Here is a 21,483-nt window from a genome sequence, read left to right on the forward strand (position 1 = left end):
TCATCTAAGACTTTGGCATAAAAAAAGGGATGATTTAAATCATCCCTTTCGATAATAGTCTATTTTTAAACCATTATGCACGTTCTAAATAGTCACCAGTACGGGTATCTACACGAACGCTCTCATCTTGCTGTACGAATAATGGTACACGTACTACAGCACCAGTTTCGAGTTTTGCAGGCTTGCCGCCACCACCCGAAGTATCACCACGTACGCCTGGATCAGTTTCAACGATTTTCAACACAACGAAGTTTGGTGCACTTACTGACAATGGAACACCATTGAAAAGCATAATTGTACATTTTTCGTTTGAATCGTCTTTCAACCATTTGGCAGCATCGCCCATCGCAGTTTTGTCAGCTGTGATTTGTTCGAAGGTTACTGGATCCATAAAGTTCCAAAGTTCGCCATCGTTATAAAGGTAATCCATTTCAACTTCAACAATGTCAGCACCTTCCAGTGTTTCATTGGATTTGAATGTTTTTTCTAAAACTTTACCAGTTTTAAGATTACGCAATTTTACGCGGTTGAATGCTTGACCTTTACCAGGTTTCACATATTCATTTTCCATGATTGAACATGGGTTACCATCAAGCATAACCTTTAGGCCTTGCTTAAAGTCATTTGTAGAATAATTGGCCATGAAAGGCTCACTCCAAACTTACTAACTTAAATCTATTAATGCTAGACTAGCATTATTTTTTACATGTGGCATGATAAACTATTTATATCAAGAGCAAAACTGGAAATCTCAACTCAGTGACCTGATTACCGATCCATTAGAGCTTCTAGAGACGCTTAAGCTCTCGCCTGATCAATTATTATCAGGGGCAATCCTTGCTTCTGAACAGTTTAAATTGCGTGTTCCGCGTGCATTCGTCGGAAAAATGAACGTTGCTGATCCTCTGGATCCCCTGCTATTACAAGTTTTACCGCATCATTTAGAACTTGAAGATCACCCTGGTTTTGTGACCGACCCTTTGGGTGAAGAACAAGCCAATCAACAACCCGGTGTACTCCATAAATACAAATCACGCTTTTTACTCACCTTAACCGGTGCTTGTGCGGTGCATTGTCGTTACTGTTTTCGTCGTCATTTTCCTTATCAGGAAAATCTGCCCAAAAATGAAGACTGGCTCAATATTAAAAGCTATATCGAAAGCCAACCCGATATTAACGAGGTGATTTTTAGTGGTGGAGACCCGCTTACGCTATCCAATCGAAAGTTAAAGCTTTGGATTGATCGCTTGGAATCGCTACCGCAAATTAAATTTTTGAGAATTCATTCACGGGTTCCTATCGTAATCCCCAACCGTGTCGATGAAGAGCTGGTTTCTCTATTAAAAAACAGTAGGCTACGAATTATTCTAGTGGTACACTCAAATCACGCGGCTGAGCTTGATGATTTTACTTGCGCTAAACTTTCACTCTTGGTTCAACAACAAATCACAGTGCTCAATCAGGCAGTTTTATTAAATGGGGTCAATAATTCTGCGCAGGTTTTAGTGGATTTAAGTTACCGCTTGTTTGATGCAGGCGTGATGCCATACTATTTACATGTGTTAGATAAAGTAAAAGGTGCGCATCATTTTGACTTGAGGCCTGAGCAGATTAATCTTATATATAAAGATGTTTTAGAGAACCTTCCTGGATATTTGGTTCCTAAACTCGTTAGGGAAATAGCGGGCGAAAAAAATAAAACACCGCTTTTTGGGGTTTCAACTTTTTGAGTTAAATAATAACGATGCTTATGAGTACTTCAGATATCTTCCAAACGCCAACAGAATTAAAGTTGGAACAACTGAGCTTTTGTCCATCTAATGCAAAAGGGCTACAAGAATGGGTATCTAATTTATCCATTCTACAACTCGGAAATTCTTCAAAAGAACTTTTCAATGCGTTACTGGAAATATCAGAGCTTAAATGCCCAGAAATGCTGCGTTTTGATTTAATTCAAATATTACATCCAACGATTGATAATGTATTGATCAGTCTGGAAAAGCATTTTTTTAATCAAGGTTTGATCACAAACGACCGTAGTGATCAAATTATTGAATTAGCGATGCTTTTGCGTAGCCATTTCGCCAAAATTTATATCGATATTTCAAAACGTTGTAATACCCAATTAAGCCTGCAAAAGTTTTCTATCTTTGCCTTTAATCAAAAGAAAAGTTTACAGACGGCCAGAATTGTTGCAACTTATTACGCATTACAGCAACTCGCATTACTACTTTACCAACAACATTTGTTGTATAGCACACCGTTATTTGGTCAATGGCTGATCGCGCATCAATTGCTCGAATGTGCGATTAATAATAATTTTTATCAAACCAATATCAATCAAATTTTAGATACGCAGCATCAATTACAAACGATTGCTCACGCTTATTCACAGCTTATTTTATTGGATATTTTCAATACGCATCAAATTCGCCCATCAGAAATGCAAGGCTTATATTTATGTAGTTTTGACTGGGCAAAACTGGTTCACATTTTACCGAAAGAAACTACGCTTTCTCGCTATATTGTAGATACCAATAAAGATCATCCACCGGTTTTTAACACCAATCAGGCGAGTCTTTACAAGCCGACCATTTATATTTCAACGCAGCATTTATTGGATCATCTATCTGAGACCCAAACTAAAAAGGCGGGTTATTTGTCGCGTAATGAAAAGTTATTTCTGACCCCAGCATTACACTTTCATATCCATAACCTACTTACAACCAATATTGAACGTCGCCATGAGCGCTACGAATATTCAGCACAATTGCAGATCTGTTTTAGTCTTTCTGTAGCGCACTTTTACCTCTCTAAAGGTAAAAACTTTCAAGAAACTTTGGATTTAGAAAATAATTATCAATTCCAAAATGAAAGTAGCTTTATCAACTCCATGAATTCCAATATTCCTGCTGGAACCAATACAGCTAAAGTTCTGGATCGGGAAGCAAAACAAATCTATTCAGCTGATGTGCTGGATATCAGTGTCAATGGTTACAGAATTAAGTGGACCGGTGCTACACCTTCAAATTTAAAAACCGGGGAATTTATTTTAATTCAGGAAAATACCAATAGCCCTTGGCGTGGCGGTGTGGTTCGCTGGATTAAACAGTCGACAGAAAAAAGTTTGGAACTTGGGCTTGAAGTATTAGCTCAAGATTTATTCCCCTGCTCAGTCATGGTGAAAACTGAGCGTAACAGCAGTAACTACCAACCTGCTCTTATCATTCAAGCCTCTCAACTTGATAATGTTTCGACCAGTTTAATTGTATCGGGCTCGCACATGTTTAGAGAAAAACAAACCATTCATTTGCGATTAGGAAAAGAAGAACTAAAAATTTACCTAACCAAAGCACAGCTTATTACTCAAAGTTTTATTCGTTTTGAATTTGAGTTACTGAATGATCAGCAAGAAAGCCTGATCACAAACTTCATCAACAAACAAATGAATGAAATCAAGAATCACGATTTATGGGAAGCATTGAAGTGAGAAATCCATTATTGTCTAAAAAGTTAAAACGTACCGAAACACGTTTACTCATTATCGATGATAATCAAATACGTTTTAACCAAATTCGTGATCTTTTAACGTCGAGTGGACATATTGTACAGGCAACATTGCTGGATGATTTACAAACTTTTGAAAAACAATTACATCAAAATTGGGATCTGGTCATTTTTGGCCGTGCCTATGACTTAAAATACGAACAAGCCTTAAGTTTAATCCAATTATCAAAACAACCAAACTTGCCGGTTATCCTTCTAAAACCAGAGGATTATCAGGCAGAGCAATATGCGGGTTATATTCATAAAGGCATTTACGACATTTTAAATCTGGATTATCCAGATCGTTTTTATCTTGGCTTACTTCGTGCACTTTCATTCAGTCGTTTAATGCTTACTCAACAACATTTAATGGATGAATTAGAGTCTGCACAAACCCATGCACAATCTTTGGTACATGATAGCAACAAGGCCGTTGCGCTTATTCAAGAAGGCATTCACATTCAGGCCAATCCTGAGTATTTACAACTGTTTGGGATTAAAAATGAGGAAGATATCGTAGGTCTTCCTTTGCTCGATTTGTTACAACCGAAAGATTTGAACGACTTCAAGTTACGCTTTAAAAAAATTACTCAAGGTCAGTTTGATTTAGGTCGATTAGAAATCGCCACATTAAATGATCATGTTTCTATTCCAAATCCGCTTAAGATCGAATTTTTACCCGCTACGGATGAAGATGCATTACAAATTACCATCGATATCGAAACTTCAGAAGCGAGCAACGCAGCATCTGGAACAACTGATAAAAATGTACAAAAACCAAATACCTATCAGTTAATTAACCGAACTATTACTAAACAGCCTTCTGATATTAATGCACTTGTACTCTTCTCTCTAACCTCTTGCCCTGAAGCTATTTTCGAAGGTAATTGGGTCACTTCAAAAAACTATTTCAGTCAAATAGAAGCGTTTTTAAAAGAACAAACCCATGTTCCCTTATTTAAAGTTTCACCCGGTATTTTAGCCGGTTTATTCCAGGCAGAATCTAAAGCAAAATTAGAATCCAAGCTTATTGGTTTAAGCTCACTCACCAAGCCACAATTATTGACAGTTAATCAATCTAGTTACCCGCTTAATTTAAAAATTGGTTATGTGATATTAGATAGTGAAATTCGTGATGAAAGCCATTTTGAAAAATTTATTAATTCAGCTTACAACACGACTTTACCACAAAATGAATCGACTCCAGAGCTTGAGTTAGAAACGCATTTAGATATTCCAACGATGGAAATTCAGCGTCCAGAAACTAAGCCATTAATTTCTTCACCTGAATCTTCATTAATTAAAGCTTTAGAAAAAAGCTTAGAGCGTGGAGAAATTCATCTTAAATATCAACAACTCTATGACAAGCAAGATAGCAACTTATATACCTATGAAGTGACCAGTGGTTTCATTTTTGAAAACTCATGGAAAGACTTATCAGGTTTAAGAGAGCTAAAAGAAGATCCGGAATTATCGATTAAACTGGATCGCTGGATATTAGTTGAATCATGCAAGCAATTGCATAATTTTATTACCCAATATCCTGAAGCAAAATTGATTGTGAATTTAAATAAAGAAGTGTTATTTCATGATCGAACTTTCCCTGAATTTATTTCCAAACTGATTACGATTGTACGCAGTAAATTAAGCCATCCGCTGATTTTACAATTTTCAGAAGAAGATCTAACTCAGAATCTTTCAGATGCGCAAAAATATATAGCGCAGCTACACCAGTTTGGTGCCAAAATAGCATTACGAGACTTTGGTAATACTATTTATAGTGAATCTGCTTTACGTCAACTAGATATCAACTGCTTAACATTACACAGCACACTGACTGAAATGTTAAATACAGAGCAATCTACTGAGGAATTACAGGAAAAAATCAAAACTTTCCAAGAAATTAAACCGGTTGAAATCATGCTGCGTGAATTAAACGATATGACGCTTTTCGCCAATGCCTGGAATGTTGATGCACGCTTTATTCAAGGCGATTATTTCCAGAAAAAACTGGATCACCTGATTGATGTACAAGACCAATAGGTCTTGTATGCATTATTTTGCTGCAAAATACATAAATTTCAGGCATAAAAAAACGGGCATATTGCCCGTTTTTTTAATTTGACGGTATTAGTCAGGACGTTTGATAGAACGTGACATACCAGCAAAACGTTGTTTGAACTTGTCGATACGACCACCTTGGTCAACATTCTTCTGTTTACCAGTATAGAATGGGTGGCAAGCTGAACATACGTCAAGGTAAAGAGTTTCTTTACCAATCGCTGAACGAGTTTCGATTACGTTACCACATGAACAAGTAGCAACTAATGTTTCATATTTTGGGTGAATATCGGCGCGCATCGTCGATTACTCCTAAGTTAAGAAAGGCTTATGCTGTCATCGCAATTGATCACTCTCATGATTCATGAGGAAAAAAGCTTCTTCAAAAAAAGCGAGACCAACACCATAACAGACCATTCTTTTGGCCCACCGAGACGGATACCGCCAGAGCTAAGCACAACAAGTGGGCGTAATTATACGGCAAAAAATATCAGATAGCGAATTATTCTTTTAACTCATCTACAGCTTTAAATTCATCCAAATTGTGCTTCGACCAATAATTGGCAATGACACCACATACCATAAGCTGAATTTGGTGAAAAATCATAATCGGTAACACAATCATCCCTAAAGGCTGCCCGATAAATAAAATTTGTGCCATCGGGACACCACTGGCTAAAGTTTTTTTAGAACTGCAAAAAAACATTGCAATTTGATCTTCCCGGTTAAAACCCAACCATTTTGGGATGTATAAAGCCAACAGCATGATAATAGTTAAAAATACAGAACATGCTAAAGTCAAAACAAACAACGTTTCCCAACTCACTACGTCCCACAATCCTGCAACAACTGCCCCGCTAAAAGCACCATAAACCACCATCAAAATAGTGCCCTGATCGAATGCTTTGACGATCCCCGGTAATTTCAACATATACGGATAAACATAAGGGCGTAATATCTGCCCCAATATAAATGGAACCAGTAACAATAAGGTAATTTGAAGAATCGAAGATGTTGGGTCAAAGCCATGTTGCGACTGACCTAAAATAAAGAAACTGACCAATACAGGAGTAATGAACATCCCGACAATATTGGAAAATGAAGCACTACATACAGCACTGGCCACATTGCCTTTTGCAACTGAGGTAAATGCAATAGAAGATTGCACTGTCGATGGCAAGAAGCACATGAACAAAAAGCCCCAGTACAACTCCTGCCCCAAAACAGGCAATAAAAGCGGCTTCGCCAACAGCCCTAATAGTGGAAAGAGTGCAAATGTAAAAGCAAATACCACCACATGGAATTTCCAGTGCATGATACCTTGAACGACCGCTTCTCTGGACAGTTTTGCCCCATGCAAAAAGAATAAAATCGCAATTGCGCCAGAAGTAATCACCCCAAAGATATTTGCAGCAAGACCTGATACTGGAACTATTGTTGCCAAGATCACCATGACAATCAGCAAAATGGTAAAGCGGTCCAATGCCAACAGTTTGAACATTACTACATCCTGTAATTATTGAAAAATATAAGAAAGCCCAATAAGTGAATTTACCTGATGGTAAAGTTTCATCTTACTGGGCTAAATAAATAAAGCCAGTTTTTCAACTCAATGTTGAATATTTAGTTTATCTATATCACTTTATGATTAGACTTTTTTCATAAATCTCTTTTATTTCCTGCCCTTTAGGAGAAAAATAAACAGGGTATCAACACTTATGAAGAAGTCTATTAGTTATTACGGGCATCTTTATCTTGCTGAATCAGCTCGATTTTATAGCCGTCTGGATCTTCAACAAAAGCGATCACGGTGACGCCGCCTTTCATAGGACCCGCTTCACGGACGATATTACCACCACGTGCTTTAATTTCTTCACAAGCTTTATAGGCATCATCTACCGCAATGGCAATATGACCGTAGGCATTGCCCAGTTCATAACTTTCAGTATCCCAGTTATGGGTGAGTTCCAACACAGTATGATTTTCTTCATCACCATAGCCCACAAAGGCTAAAGTGAAACGACCTTCTTCATAATCACGTTTACGAAGCAAAGTCATACCGAGTACTTCAGTATAGAATTTTAAAGATTGTTCTAAATTACCTACACGTAACATGGTATGCAGCATGCGCATATTATTCATCCTTATTAACTATTTATATGTTGATGTTCACGTAATAACTTCGCCACCCACACCACTAAAATTAGAATAGGAATACCAATCAGTGTGGTCATGAGAAAGAAGTTCGGATAACCAATATTACTTACTATAGTACCTGAATAACCGCCTAAAATCTTAGGGGTTAAAGTCATCAGTGAGCTAAAAATCGCGTATTGTACTGCGGTAAATGACACACTGGTCAAGCTCGACAAAAATGCAATAAATGCAGCACCTGCAAGCCCTGATGCCAGGTTGTCAACGATAATGGCAAAATATAACCAAAGTGAACTATAAGGTTTAATCACCTTGCCTGTAATTTCAACTTCGTCAGTGGATTGGGCATTTACGACGGGTAAAGGCTGAACATCAACTTCTAAATCTTTGGCGGTGCTCAAATTCATATTGGTCGTATAGCGATGCTGGGTCGTGGACAAGACTTGATTATTTTCAATCACTCCAGCAACGAGCTGTTTAGAAGCTGAATTGATCAAAACCTCAGCCGGAATTGCCGCACTAAATACGCCTGTTTTATCCAGATTTGCATCAAAAGCTTGACCATCGAGGCTTAAGACAATTTTTTGAGATTCAGATAAAGGTTGCCCAAAATACTGTCCACGAATCACCAAACTATTATTTTTCTCATATAAAGCAATGGTATTGTCACTGGTCACAGGCAATATCTGCATGCTGGATTGTTTTGCGTCCTGCTTTAAATACGGCAATGTCGTGACTGCGATATTTTGTGAACTGTCCTGATATTGGGCAGCAACTTGCAGTTCATCCGCTTGTGCCAACACCTGACTCGGTACTTTAAGTTTCCAATATCCAACTTCATTGGACTGCACTTTATAACTCTGCTGTCCGACCGTAACATTGACATCATTGATTTGCTGTCCTGATTTCACCAGGCCAATGAATATCAAATTAGTTGAACTGGCTAATACTGCACCGACAAACATTAATTTCATAATGTTCATACGCTGTGCCAGCAAACCACCCAAGAAACCGCCAACCAGACTAAAAATCACCCCGTAAATTTTAACTGCTTCCGCAATTTGTTCTTTGGTGAAGTTTAAATCTTGATAGAACACATTCGAGATTACACCAGCAATAATGTCGGAAATACGGTAAAAACCAATCAACAACAACAGCACTAATGCCAGTTTTACGCCATAACGTTTAAAAAAATCTGCAATCGGATTGACCCAGGTTTCAAATGCCATTTGTTTGTTTACGGCACCCATTTTCACCAGCAGTGAACCCACCAATAACGCAACAGCAGCAGAACCAATAAAACGTAAAGCTTCAAAGCAAAAAAGTAAGAAAGAATCTGAAATTTCAAATTGTGATTTAATCGCTTCAGTTAAATTACCAGAGAAAATATAGCTCAGTACAAAACTGATTACGGCCACAAAGAATACCGCGACCAAACGGTAGTAATCGGTACGTTTATAATCTTTATAGACCCGATTCACTTGCGGTTCACGAATCACCAATGTGGTGATAATACCCACCAGCATCACCCCAGCCATAGCCAAATAGGTAATCTTCCAAGCACTATAAATATAGTTGCCTTTCGCAGTACCCAAGGAGGCAGCCAAAAATAATGCACCAGCCCCTGCTACAATCATCCCGATGCGATAACCTGCATTGTAGGTAGATGCTAGAACCGTCTGCATTTGAGTTTCTGCCAGTTCAATACGGTAAGCATCAATCACAATATCTTGGGTAGCAGCAGAAAAACCCAGCAATACTGCACCCACTGCCATCTGGTACAAATAACTTTGCCCTAAAGCAGGATTTGAAAATGCCATGATACAAATGGCACAGATAATCAGGATCTGCGCAATCAGCAACCACGCCCTACGCCGACCGAGTATTTTCGTCAGTACCGGAACAGGTAATTCATCGATTAACGGTGCCCAAACAAACTTGAAGGAATAGCCCAGTGCTGCCCAGCTAAAAAAAGTGACCGCACTTTTATCAATTCCGGCTTCTCCGAGCCATAAAGACAGGCTTGAAAAAATCAGTAATATCGGAATACCTGCGGAAAAACCCAAAAACAGCATAATAAGGGCACGGCGATCAAGAAAGGCGGTAAAGGCCGATTTCCATCCAGTAGATTGTGTTGTCATTAATTTATTATGTTCTGCAAAAACTCAATGTCGCTATTCAAACGCGTAATGCGATAGGTTTCAACAATATTTACGAAATCATTATTTTATTTTATCGATTAAACTGTCATGTCTGCTTGAATTTTTCAAGCAAACCTGTATACCTTTAAATCTCTATCGCAATATTTCGTTTTGGATTTTACAGTGACCCAAAGACTCGAGCAAATGAACTCTTCTTTATCTGCCAATATTATTAGCAACAATGAACTACCAAGCCAAAACATTTTAACATCAGCATTTGAACAACCAGAAATACAAAGCACTTTAGAAAAAACCAAACTGAAATCTGAACAACTGACGCATATTCCTAATTACGATAAAATTCCTGCGTCAACGCGTCGACTGAAACCCCTGAATAATTTTCTGGGGCAAGATCGCGCACGTGCCTCTGTAGAAGCAGGTATTGCTCTACCTTATTCAGGCTATAACATTTTTGCTGTGGGTACGGCCGGCCTCGGTAAACGCACCATGATCAAGCGTTTATTGCAACAACACGCCAAAACCATGCCGACACCAAACGACTGGGTCTACGTCAATAATTTCAAACTGCCGCGTCAACCAATTGCGTTAGAGCTTCCTTCAGGTCAAGCAGCGAAATTTCAAACGCTATTGCATCAGACCTGGCAAACCATCTTAAAGCAATTAGAACGCCGTTTTACCGCAGAAATTTATCATAACCGTATTGAGCTGATTCGCCAGCAAATTGGGGATGAGCAACAACAAGCGCTGATTGAACTCACCAAAGAAGGTGAAGCGCTTGATCTGAAACTGATTACACGTCATGAAGAACACTGTTTTGTACCTGTACATTTCATTGATGATTCCCCTCACGAAATGACGCCAGAGGAAATTAATGCGCTAAACAGTAAAGAGCGTGCTGAAATTTCAACCAATATGCGTTACATGGACAAAAAACTGGAACGCTTAGGCTTGCACTTAGGTGATCTGGAAGATGATGCACGTGACAAAGTACAAAGCTTAAATCGCGATATCGCCAAACAAGTGGTCATGCCGCGTATCGAGCAAATCCTGAATAAATTTGGTGAAGTCGAAGGCTTAAAAGACTATCTCAAATATTATGCCGAAGACATTATTAACAATGTCGAAATTGTGCTTGAGCAAGAAGAAGATGACTTTACGCCTGGGCTTTTTAGCCGCGTGCCTGCGCGTTATCAAGCCAATATCATTGTGTCCTATAAGCCAAATTCTGGTGCACCGGTGATTTTTGAAGACTTCCCAACGCATTACAATTTATTGGGTCATGTCGAACAGCTTACTCAAAATGGCACCATTACCACAGACTTCACCCTGATTCGCCCAGGCACGCTACATAAAGCCAATGGCGGCTTTTTAATGCTCGAAGCGGAGCAACTGCTTGAACAGCCTTATGCATGGCAAGGTTTAAAACGTGCATTAAAGTCTGGGCAGCTGAAACTATCTTCACTGGAACATATGCTGACTTTAACCGGCAGTATTTCGATTGAACCGCAATCTATTCCATTGAATTTAAAAGTCGTTTTACTTGCAGAACCTGAAGTTTATTATGAAATTTTGGAAGTAGAACCAGAACTGGGCAGTGTCTTTAAGATTCGTGCCGACTTTACCGATACATTACAACGTAATGACAGCAATGAGCAGGCGTACATGCAGCTGATTGCCGATTATGTGCAAGCAGATAAATTACTCCCTTTTGACCGTTCCGCTTTAGCTGCCTTACTGACCGATTCAAGTCGTCAGGCAGAAGATCAAAGTTCATTGTCATTACATGCTTTGACTTTGGGTGATTTGATTCGCGAAGCACATCACCATACGGAAAAATCGGGTGACAAAATCGTTAGCGATAAACATATCAATACCGCACTCGATCATCGTAAGTACCGCCTCGGTTATTTACGTGAATTGTACTGGGAAGATTTGTCTCGTGGCACACAGCTCATTGAAACCAAAGGTCATCGTTTAGGACAGATCAATGCCCTCTCTGTGATTCAGTATGCAGATGTTGAATTTGGTTTGCCTTCGCGTTTAACCGCTTCGGTTTATCAAGGCGGTGGTGATATCCTGGATATTGAACGTAGTGTAGAACTCGGTGGCTCCTTACATGCCAAAGGTGTGTTATTGATGTCAAGTTTCCTCAAAGCGCACTTTGGTCGTGAACAGATTTTACATTTCTCGGCTGCCCTTGCCTTCGAACAAAGCTATGGTCAGGTGGATGGTGACAGTGCAACCGTGGCTGAACTTTCTGCACTCCTATCAGCGATTAGCCAACTGCCAATTGACCAATCTTGGGCAATTACAGGTTCAATGAATCAGCTCGGTCAAGTCCAGCCTATTGGCGGTGTAAATGCCAAAATTGAAGGCTTCTTCGATGCTTGTAAATTACAAGGCTTAACCGGAAAACAAGGTGTGATTATTCCACGCCAAAATATGCAACATTTAATGTTGCGACACGATGTCATTGAAGCGGTTGAAAAAGGTCAATTCCATATTCATGCCATTCAAACCATCGACCAAGCTTTAGAAATTCTCATGGCTCGCCCTGTCGGCACGTTGAACAAGAAAGGTCGCTATAGCAAAAATTCAATTTATGCTGCTGTGATGGAGCAACTTGAATATTGGCAGGCCATTGAAGATGGTGCAGCGTTTGAGGAAGAGACCAAGAAAAAGAAAAAAAAGAAAAAGGCAAAAAAAAAGCTGAAAGAAGAAGCAGAAAAACAACCGCTTCCGTCTGATGTGGTCGAATCTAAAAATGCCAGCAAGGATAAGTCAGAAGCAGAGTAATCTGCTTCTTTAAAAAGCACCATTAAACCAACCCATTAAAAAAGCGCCACCAGGCGCTTTTTTAAAACCACATCACAACTGAATTAAGCTTCAGGTGCTGGGCTGTGCTGTTCTACCAAAGATTTTAATTCACCTTTTTGGAACATATCTAGCATGATATCGCTACCACCAATTAATTCGCCATTAATCCACAATTGTGGGAAAGTAGGCCAATTTGCAATTTGCGGCAAAGTCGCGCGAATATCCTGGTTTTCCAAAATGTTTACATAAGCAAATGGACGACCAATTTGACTGAGTGCTTCTACCGCACGTGCAGAGAAACCACATTGTGGGAATTGCGGCGTACCTTTCATATAAAGAAGTACTGCATGTTTAGCAATTTGGTCACGAATTAACGCTTCAGTGTCGCGTGCTTGTTCAGTCATTGATAAATCCTCAACTAATCTGCCTCGCATTATACCCAAAACTTAACAAAACAGTATGACTAAAGCAATATTTCCATTTTTATTTACATTTGGGCTTTTATTCTGTAGCAGTTTTTGCTTAGATAAACCTTTATTTTCCCACCTAACAGATAAGAGTTAGTCATGAATAACATTACCCTTGCCCCAGTGCAATCTGATCAACCTTCACACTTGATGCCAGTATTTGGCCGTCAGCCGATCAGCTTTGTTCGCGGTCGAGGTTCTTATCTTTATACAGAAGATGGCACTGAATATTTTGATGCACTTACAGGTATTGCGGTATGTGGTCTAGGTCATGCTCATCCTGTTATTGCAGAAGCCATTGCTGATCAAGCGGCAACCCTCATTCACACCAGCAACTTGTTTGAAGTGCCTTGGCAAACTGCTGCAGCACAAAAACTTGCTGAAGTTTCAGGCATGGAAGAAATTTTCTTCTCGAACAGCGGTGCAGAATCCAATGAAGGTGCAATTAAAATTGCTCGTAAATTTGGATCAATGCAAGGCATTGCCAATCCTAAAATTATTGTTGCAGATCGTTCTTTCCATGGTCGTACCATGGCGACCCTTGCTGCAACCGGCAACAAAAAAGTTCAGGAAGGTTTTGGCCCACTGGTAGAAGGTTTTATTCGCGTACCTTTTGGTGACATTGAAGCCATTGAAGAAGCAGCCATTAACCACCCGGACATCGTGGCTATTTTTGTTGAACCGATTCAAGGTGAAGGTGGTGTCAATACTGCACCTCAAGGTTTTAGCTACCTCGAAGAAATTCGTAAAATCTGTAATCAACATAACTGGTTGATGATGCTTGATGAAGTTCAAACCGGTAATGGTCGTACCGGTAAATACTTTGCCTACCAGCATACCAACATTGTTCCCGATGTTTTAACCACTGCAAAAGGTTTGGGTAACGGTTTCCCGATTGGCGCGGTTATGACTCAGGGTCGCGGTGTCGGTGTACTGACTGCTGGCAGCCATGGTTCAACTTATAGCGGTACAGCATTGGGTTCACGTGTTGTTTATACTGTGATTGATCTTATTCAGAAAGAAAATCTGGTTGAAAATGCTGCGAAAATGGGAAGCTATATCGTTGAGCAACTGGCTCAACAGCTGAGTGATCAAAACGTGACAGTTCGTGGATTCGGTCTCATGATTGGTATTGAGTTACCGAAAGAATGTGGTGAACTGGTTAATATTGCCCGTGATGAATATCATTTAATTATTAATGTGACTGCAGGTTCTGTGGTTCGCCTATTGCCTACTTTAAACATTACCCAAGAACAAGCAGATCAATTGATTGCTCGTCTTGTAAAAATGATTAAAGCCTTTTTAGCTTAATTCTTTAATCAGTAAAAAACGAAAAGCCGCTGATAGCGGCTTTTTTTCATACTCATCGGCTTTTATGAAGCTTCTTGATAAATTCTGCCGCCGGGTAATTGGCAGAAATATTGTTTTAGTGCCTCTAAACAACGATGAATTTTCATCGGCTGTTGTTCATGTTTTGAAATAATGGCATACAGGGTAAAACTTGGTAATTTCCACTCCGGTAAAACTTCAACCAAAGCGCCATTGATTAAATCTTTTTGTGCATCTAAATATAAAATTCGAGCGATACCGTGTCCTTGCTGACATAATGCTTTGGCAACCAAGACATTATTTGAGGTCAATCTCGAACGCATCTCCAAACTAATATCTTCATTTGTCACACCATGCTGGAATGACAAAGATTGATAATTTTTGATCACATTCATTGGAATTAAATCATGATGCTTTAAATCCTCAGGACGTGAAACAGGTGCTGACTGATTCAAATAACTCGGTGAAGCAACCAGAACCTGCTCAACTCGAGCAAGCGGCACCACATGCAAATTATTATCTTCAATTTTTGAACTTATTCGCAACGCAATATCAATACGACCGTCAATCAGATCAATATATTGATTGTCAGCTTCTACATGGACTGCCAAACCTCGATGAGCAGACATCCAATGTGACAATGCTGGAATGACATGATTTGCAGCTAATTCTGGCGTAGTTGCAATACGTAAATCACCAACAAGATCATCACGCAGCTCATTAATTCGTATTTTTCCGCGCTCTGCGGCAGCGAGCATCTCTTGACAGCTGTGGAAAAAAGCTTGTCCCGCTTCAGTTAAACTCAACTTTCTGGTAGAACGATGTAAAAGTGTAACTTCCATCTCATGTTCTAAAGAACGAATTTGCTGACTTACAGCACTGGTGGTGATCCCTAAATTTCGGGCTGCACCACTGAACGAGTTTTTTTCTACAACACAAGCAAAAACACCCATTGCTCGAAGTTGATCTAACATAAATTTCCCTCTGAACTTATGAGATGCTTTATCTTTCGATAAAAGCAACTCATTGTATTATACGGTGAAATTTAAGTAATGCATTATTTTATTTAATTAATAGGTAATACCTTAGTCGGATCAATAGGCTTGCCATCTAGACGAACCTGAAATTCAAGCATAGTGCGGGTTGTACCGGATGAACCCATTTCCGCAATCTTCTGCCCAGCCGTCACATTTTCACCACTTTTCACGTTCATTTTACTGTTATGTGCATACGCTGAAATGTAACCATTAATATGCTTGATCAGAATCAGGTTGCCATATTCTTTTAAGCCATCTGCTGCATAAACCACTTGTCCATCCGCTGCTGCATAAATGGTATCCCCCACATTGCCTGTATAGCGAATCCCTTTAATATTATTGGCTAAATTAAAGTTTTGCAGTACTGCACCATTGCTTGGTTTGACCCAGCGTAACGCAGATGCTTTAGAGGATGCCACAGGTGCAGTTGGAACATTGGCTACAACTGGTGCAGTGGTTTTCGCTGGAGTAGTTGGAAGTTGAACGGTTTGACGTTGGATCGGTGCAGCTTGTGTCACGGCTTGCGTCGTGGTGGTACGACGTGAACCAGAATCTTTTAAACGTAAAGACTGTCCAACATAAATGCGATATGGCGGTGTTATGTCATTCATATCAGCAACGCTGGTATAAGCTAGACCATAACGTGCGGCAATCCCACTTAAAGTATCTCCAGATCGAACGGTATAGTAGTCTGGTGCAGCTGCATAACGGGTTGCATTATGAATTTGTGGTTTTGAAGCACAGCCACTCAAAATGACAGTGGAAATAACAGCTGTAGACAATACAATGGTTTTCAGCAAGGCTGAAGGCACAGCAAATAAGCGATATTGTGACACCACGTGCATTAATCTTCCTCTCTACATACAAATGTATTTATTGATTTGCGCCAAGATTAGCAAAAAAATATATAAAAAATTATTTCAATTCTACATTTTCACAAAGTTATAACACTACTTGCAACTATTTGGAAAACTGTGCATGCAATGTGCTTAAAATGTCATAATTTGTAGCGTCCATTTGAATCGGCGTGATGCTGACATAGCCATTTGCTACGGCAAAAAAATCCGAGTCTATTTCAGTCAGGCCTTTTTTAGGCTCCGCGACTGCCTCGCCAGAAAGACCAATCCAATAGACTTGACGACCGCGTGGATCTACATGACTGGTGATGGGTTTGGATTGACTGCGTCTGCCCTGATAGGTAATTTTTGAACCTTGTAATTCAGCCACATCTGGAATATTGACATTAAAGATGTGACGCGGAGGTAAAACAGGCAAACCAGACGCAATAAAATCATGCACCCATTGTGCAGCGACAGCATAATCTTTCGGGTGCTCGTAAGAACGAACATTTTGCCCTGCCATAGAGACTGCAATTGCAGGTTGTTTCATTAGACGCCCTTCAAAAGCTGCACCAACGGTTCCAGAATACAGAACATCATCGCCTAAATTGGCACCACTATTAATACCACTGACCACCAGATCAAATTCAAAATCAAATAAACCATTCATAGACAGATACACGCAATCTGCCGGTGTGCCATTTACCGCCCAAACATCGGGTGAAATTTGAATGGGACGTAAAGGTCGATCTAAAGTCAAGGCACTGGAAAAACCACTGCGTTCACTTTCAGGTGCAACAATCACCACGCGCCCCAAAGGAGCTAAAGCATGCGCAAGCGCTTGGATACCGGGAGCAAAAACACCATCATCATTGGCAATTAATATATTCACTTAAAAATCTCGTAACGGTTTGAAAAATGACTGGTCAGAACATTTGATTGAATAAGATAAAGAATTATATATATTTAACCCTCGACATCCATTCAAAATGTGTGACTAAAAAATGATTACAACGATCTCATTTCGTAGCTTCTTGGGTTTAGGTTTTGCAGCGTTACTATCACAAGCTGTTTTAGCCGATGAAGGCTTAACTCAAGCAGAAGCCAATACTATTGTTAAAGAAGACATTGCTTCGACTCAAGTTATGGCTGAAGTATGCCCTGCAATTGTTGGTAAAAATGCAAAATTTGATCACAATATTCATCAGCTCATTCAGTCTTACCTGCAAGACTATTCAGATAAATCGATGACTTACGATAAAATTCAAGCAGATACAGAATATAAGTCTGTTCTTGATGAAGCGCGTCAAGCTGCAAAAGAAACCAGCAAAGATGAACAAAAATCAGTTTGTGATGACGTAATCAATTACGACGCATAATTCACAGCAGATCATCTGTCTAGAATACTCAACGTATTGAGCATTCTATAAAAGGGCATGCAGATTATCCATCTTCATGCCCTTTTTTATAAAATAAATATAAGTCAAATTTCATTCATTGATTCTTCAATTTTCAACAGCTTCAATACATTTGTGTACTTACAATTACTAAAAATATCGTTAAGCTTATTTATATTGTTATATTTTTAAATAATTTAGGTCTGCTTAAATGAAATCATCCATGTTCAAATCTCTTTCTTTGGGTCTATTGACCACTGCTGTAATGTCACTTTCAGTGACTCACGCTGCCACACAACAAGATGAAAATATTGAAGTCACACCGATTCAAAAAGTGACCCAACAAGAACTTGCAGCTATTTATGTGCTGTCAGAAGTCTGCCCAAGTCTAGTGAAAGATGATGCGCAGTTTTCGAGAGGATATTCCAAACTTGCGCAGGAATATTTACCCCAGGAAAAAGATGCTGTTTCAGCTTTATCTAAGCTGAGTAAAGAGAAAAAATTTAAATCCATTTTAGCTGAAGCTCGTACTGATGCGAAAAAAGCCGGCGACTCGAAAAACAAAGAAATTTGCCAAGAACTGACGACTTATAACAATTGACACAAATTGGTTACAATACTTTTGAAATAAGCCGATTTCCCCATAGAAGTCGGCCTAGCTTTATCCTAGAATGCTAGGCTCTTTGTGCCTTATTCACGTATTGGAACCACCTAGAATGACCAGAAAAAGCGCCCTTGCTGCATTATTACTTTTACCGAGTTTCACATACGCAGCAACTGTCTTATCTGCACCACCAGAACTCAATAATAAATCTTATGTTTTGATGGACTATGAGACGGGGCAAATCCTCGCAGCAAAAAATGAAAATGAAAAATTAGCCCCTGCTTCAATGACCAAGATGATGACCAGTTACATCATCGAACAGAAGTTATTGAGCGGTGATCTCACGGAAAATGAAAAAGTTCGTATGAACGAATCGGCATGGTGTCGTGGCAGTAGCACGGAATCATGTATGTATGTACCGCTTAACGGTACTGCAACAGCATTGGAAATGCTCCGCGGGATTATCATCCAGTCAGGTAATGACGCTTCTAAAGCCATGGCAGAACATATTGCTGGGAATGAAGGTACTTTTGCTCACATGATGAATGAAGAAGCAAAACGTATCGGCATGACCAATACCAGCTTCATCAATGCAACCGGTATGCCTGCTGAAGGTCACTACTCGACTGCAAAAGATATGGCGACACTTGCACAACATATCATTCATGACAGCTCAAAATATTACCCAATCTACTCTGAAAAAGAATTTACCTTTAACGGCATTAAACAAGGCAACCGTAATGCCTTGCTTTATACCGACCCAAGTGTAGACGGTTTAAAAACGGGTCATACTGAAGAAGCAGGTTACTGTTTAACCACTTCTGCCAAACGTGGTCCATTGCGTTTAATTTCAGTGATTTTTGGTGCGCCAAGCATGAACGAGCGTGCATCTCAAACACGTGAAATTTTGGCTTGGGGTTATGCAAACTTTGAAACCGTTAAAGTTCAACCTGCGAATCAGGTCTTGGCTAAAGCGAAAGTTTGGTATGGTAAAAGCAATGACGTTCAAATTGGCTTAGCCGAAAACTTCAACGTTACCATGCAGAAAGGTCAGGCCAACGCGATCAAAACCCAATTGGTTGTTCAACCTAAACTCACTGCACCGCTTAAAAAAGGTCAAGTGGTTGGTAAATATGTAGCCAGCATTAATGGTAAAGTCATTTCAGAGAAACCACTTGTTGCACTTCAAGACGTTGAAGAAGCAGGTTTCTTTGCAAAAATGATCGACCATATCAAACAATTCTTTAGTAACTTGTTTTAATTAAATTTAAAGTTTTAATTCAGTCTTAAACTAAAGAGAAAGCACTCCTACTTCGGTATGGGTGCTTTTTTTATTTTATAATGACCACATAACTATTGCCCTGACTTCTAATGATGAAAAAGAATATTCGCCCTTACTTAGATCACCATCCTAAAATTGATGCCACTTGCTACATTGATGAAATGTCCGTGGTAATTGGTGACGTGACTTTGGCTGAAAATGTATCGGTGTGGCCTTTTGCGGTGATTCGTGGTGATGTGAATCATATTCATATTGGCAAAAATTCCAATGTCCAAGATCATGCGATGTTGCATGTCAGTCATAAAAAAGCCGACAAGCCTGAAGGCTCACCGCTAATTATTGGCGAAGATGTCACCATTGGACATCACGTGAAATTACATGGCTGTACCATTGGAAATCGTGTATTGGTCGGCATCAGCAGCATTGTTTTAGATGACGTGATTATTGAAGATGATGTCATGATTGGTGCAGGTTCTTTGGTGCCACCACGTAAACGTCTTGAAAGTGGTTATTTATATGTCGGTAGTCCGGTACAAAAAGCCCGTCCACTCACAGATAAAGAAAAAGAGTTTTTACCTTATTCAGCGCGTCATTATGTGAAGGTGGCGGGGAATTATTTGGATCAAACAGACTGATTAGTGATTATGTAGAAGATAGTTTTTTTTACTTAATAGCAAAAATATTTACTCTAGGGTTTTAAAATGTCGCTGTATGAATCTTTAAAAAAAGTAAAAAGTGAAGAAGATGTTAAAGATGCCTATATTAAAACATTAGGACTAAAAGGTTATACCAAGGGTTTAATCGACATTCAAACAGAAGAAATTTGGTTTGAAGCGAAAGATACTGGTAAACACAGCAGTTATGCTATGTTTACTCAACTTTTGCACTATGTACAACAATCGCTGAATAAAGGGGAAACTGTTCCTCCATTTCTTGCGGTGATTGATACCGAAAAAGCTGCAATTATGAAAAGCAGTGACGTAATTCCATTTTTAGAAAAGAAAACCGTAAAATGGGGCAAGTCTGCCAGTCAATATACACAAGAAGCACTCGAAGCCATTTCTACCTACATCGGGACATACTTTGTATCTTTCAAATTGGCTACCCATGAGGAAGAATTCATATCCACCGTAAAAACTGCAATTAAGTCTGGTGACATCATCCGCACACATATCACGCCTGATAACTTAAAGCAGGTGTTCGACAAATGGGTGAAAATGATAGGTAAAGAGTTAGTAGGTGTAGCAGATGACGATTATGCTTTACTATTTTTTGCCGATATTATGAATGATGGTACTGTAAGTACTCACAAAGATTTACCAGCACGTTTAATATTTATCGACAATAAACCAGCATTTATGTTGAATGGTCATATATAGGAATTAGGTAATAAGGAGGGATACCGTCAATTTTGGGCTATTTATAATAGACCTCCAAAAGAAGAATACAGGAACTATTTGCTTGAGCGCCGTGACAGTTTAATTCCGTTGGACGAACGCAGTTTTAAAGGCGCATTTTATACTCCATTGCATGTTGTAGATAAGGCGTATGACAAACTCAGTGAAATTCTGGGTAAGAACTGGCAAAAAGATTACATCATTTGGGATATGTGCTGTGGTGTTGGCAACTTAGAGGTTAAACATTCAAACCATCGTAATATTTATATGAGAGGTGGATCAGGAAATTTGAACAACACTTATAAGTGATATTTTGCTCCCCAAATGATGTTATAAACATCAATATATGGAGTATTTTATGGCACGTAGACCAAGAAGAAATCATTCAAAT

General features: G+C 39.3%; 20 protein-coding genes. 11 read left to right on the plus strand and 9 right to left on the minus strand.

Annotated features, from left to right (window positions below):
* Positions 1-73: 73 nt before the first annotated feature.
* Positions 74-643 (minus strand): elongation factor P, encoded by a 570-nt coding sequence (efp, locus tag HLH16_RS14755; RefSeq protein ID WP_171529881.1) that lies wholly within the window; start codon positions 641-643, stop codon positions 74-76.
* Between the two features lie 70 nt (positions 644-713).
* On the opposite strand from efp, the gene epmB reads away from it, so the two are divergent.
* From epmB to HLH16_RS14770, 3 genes are read left to right on the plus strand one after another with little or no spacing between them, the layout of a single operon-like run.
* Entirely contained in the window at positions 714-1,730 is a 1,017-nt protein-coding gene (gene epmB, locus HLH16_RS14760; RefSeq protein ID WP_171529882.1) for an EF-P beta-lysylation protein EpmB, read from the plus strand.
* Positions 1,731-1,744: 14 nt separating this feature from the next.
* Positions 1,745-3,490, plus strand: coding sequence for a cyclic-di-GMP receptor FimW-related protein (locus tag HLH16_RS14765; protein WP_171529883.1), 1,746 nt, complete (start codon positions 1,745-1,747; stop codon positions 3,488-3,490).
* Positions 3,472-5,589, plus strand: coding sequence for an EAL domain-containing protein (locus HLH16_RS14770; protein ID WP_171529884.1), 2,118 nt, complete (start codon positions 3,472-3,474; stop codon positions 5,587-5,589). Before HLH16_RS14765 ends, HLH16_RS14770 begins: the two co-directional genes overlap by 19 nt.
* An 87-nt stretch (positions 5,590-5,676) precedes the next feature.
* On the opposite strand, the gene rpmE is transcribed toward HLH16_RS14770, so the two are convergent.
* The 4 genes from rpmE to HLH16_RS14790 form a co-directional block, all read right to left on the minus strand.
* Positions 5,677-5,907, minus strand: coding sequence for a 50S ribosomal protein L31 (gene rpmE / locus HLH16_RS14775; RefSeq protein WP_067725111.1), 231 nt, complete (start codon positions 5,905-5,907; stop codon positions 5,677-5,679).
* Positions 5,908-6,109: 202 nt separating this feature from the next.
* On the minus strand, positions 6,110-7,108 hold the full coding sequence (locus HLH16_RS14780; protein WP_171529885.1) for a bile acid:sodium symporter family protein: 999 nt from the start codon (positions 7,106-7,108) through the stop codon (positions 6,110-6,112).
* Between the two features lie 230 nt (positions 7,109-7,338).
* Complete coding sequence (gene gloA / locus HLH16_RS14785) at positions 7,339-7,740, minus strand: lactoylglutathione lyase (RefSeq protein ID WP_171529886.1); 402 nt, start codon at positions 7,738-7,740, stop codon at positions 7,339-7,341.
* A 14-nt stretch (positions 7,741-7,754) separates the two neighbouring features.
* Positions 7,755-9,902 (minus strand): AmpG family muropeptide MFS transporter, encoded by a 2,148-nt coding sequence (locus HLH16_RS14790; protein ID WP_171529887.1) that lies wholly within the window; start codon positions 9,900-9,902, stop codon positions 7,755-7,757.
* Between the two features lie 204 nt (positions 9,903-10,106).
* Here HLH16_RS14790 and HLH16_RS14795 point away from each other — a divergent pair, with 204 nt between their 5' ends.
* Entirely contained in the window at positions 10,107-12,719 is a 2,613-nt protein-coding gene (locus HLH16_RS14795; RefSeq protein ID WP_214646724.1) for a Lon protease family protein, read from the plus strand.
* Positions 12,720-12,802: 83 nt separating this feature from the next.
* Here the strand turns inward: HLH16_RS14795 and grxD are convergent, their stop codons facing one another.
* On the minus strand, positions 12,803-13,144 hold the full coding sequence (gene grxD, locus HLH16_RS14800) for a Grx4 family monothiol glutaredoxin (protein ID WP_067725102.1): 342 nt from the start codon (positions 13,142-13,144) through the stop codon (positions 12,803-12,805).
* A 162-nt stretch (positions 13,145-13,306) separates the two neighbouring features.
* Between grxD and HLH16_RS14805 the strand changes: the two genes are divergently transcribed.
* On the plus strand, positions 13,307-14,518 hold the full coding sequence (locus HLH16_RS14805) for an aspartate aminotransferase family protein (protein WP_171529889.1): 1,212 nt from the start codon (positions 13,307-13,309) through the stop codon (positions 14,516-14,518).
* Between the two features lie 62 nt (positions 14,519-14,580).
* Here the strand turns inward: HLH16_RS14805 and HLH16_RS14810 are convergent, their stop codons facing one another.
* The 3 genes from HLH16_RS14810 to surE form a co-directional block, all read right to left on the minus strand.
* Complete coding sequence (locus HLH16_RS14810) at positions 14,581-15,510, minus strand: LysR family transcriptional regulator (RefSeq protein WP_171529890.1); 930 nt, start codon at positions 15,508-15,510, stop codon at positions 14,581-14,583.
* A gap of 92 nt (positions 15,511-15,602) precedes the next feature.
* Positions 15,603-16,418: a peptidoglycan DD-metalloendopeptidase family protein gene (locus HLH16_RS14815; protein ID WP_171529891.1), complete on the minus strand. Its 816-nt coding sequence runs from the start codon at positions 16,416-16,418 to the stop codon at positions 15,603-15,605.
* A 115-nt stretch (positions 16,419-16,533) separates the two neighbouring features.
* A complete protein-coding gene (surE, locus tag HLH16_RS14820) occupies positions 16,534-17,304 on the minus strand; it encodes a 5'/3'-nucleotidase SurE (RefSeq protein ID WP_171529892.1) in 771 nt (256 codons plus the stop codon).
* A 112-nt stretch (positions 17,305-17,416) separates the two neighbouring features.
* Here surE and HLH16_RS14825 point away from each other — a divergent pair, with 112 nt between their 5' ends.
* From HLH16_RS14825 to HLH16_RS15810, 6 genes are all read left to right on the plus strand, one after another.
* Positions 17,417-17,791: an MCR_0457 family protein gene (locus HLH16_RS14825; RefSeq protein WP_171529893.1), complete on the plus strand. Its 375-nt coding sequence runs from the start codon at positions 17,417-17,419 to the stop codon at positions 17,789-17,791.
* 229 nt (positions 17,792-18,020) lie between these two features.
* Positions 18,021-18,410, plus strand: coding sequence for an MCR_0457 family protein (locus HLH16_RS14830; protein WP_171529894.1), 390 nt, complete (start codon positions 18,021-18,023; stop codon positions 18,408-18,410).
* Positions 18,411-18,525: 115 nt separating this feature from the next.
* Positions 18,526-19,674, plus strand: coding sequence for a D-alanyl-D-alanine carboxypeptidase PBP5/6 (gene dacC / locus HLH16_RS14835; protein ID WP_131286817.1), 1,149 nt, complete (start codon positions 18,526-18,528; stop codon positions 19,672-19,674).
* Between the two features lie 113 nt (positions 19,675-19,787).
* Complete coding sequence (locus HLH16_RS14840) at positions 19,788-20,330, plus strand: gamma carbonic anhydrase family protein (RefSeq protein WP_171529897.1); 543 nt, start codon at positions 19,788-19,790, stop codon at positions 20,328-20,330.
* A 66-nt stretch (positions 20,331-20,396) separates the two neighbouring features.
* Complete coding sequence (locus HLH16_RS14845; RefSeq protein WP_250850288.1) at positions 20,397-21,074, plus strand: hypothetical protein; 678 nt, start codon at positions 20,397-20,399, stop codon at positions 21,072-21,074.
* 78 nt (positions 21,075-21,152) lie between these two features.
* Complete coding sequence (locus HLH16_RS15810) at positions 21,153-21,401, plus strand: hypothetical protein (RefSeq protein WP_250850289.1); 249 nt, start codon at positions 21,153-21,155, stop codon at positions 21,399-21,401.
* The last annotated feature ends 82 nt before the right edge of the window (positions 21,402-21,483 follow it).

The sequence above is a fragment of the Acinetobacter sp. ANC 5378 genome (assembly GCF_013004315.1).
Lineage (GTDB): Bacteria > Pseudomonadota > Gammaproteobacteria > Pseudomonadales > Moraxellaceae > Acinetobacter.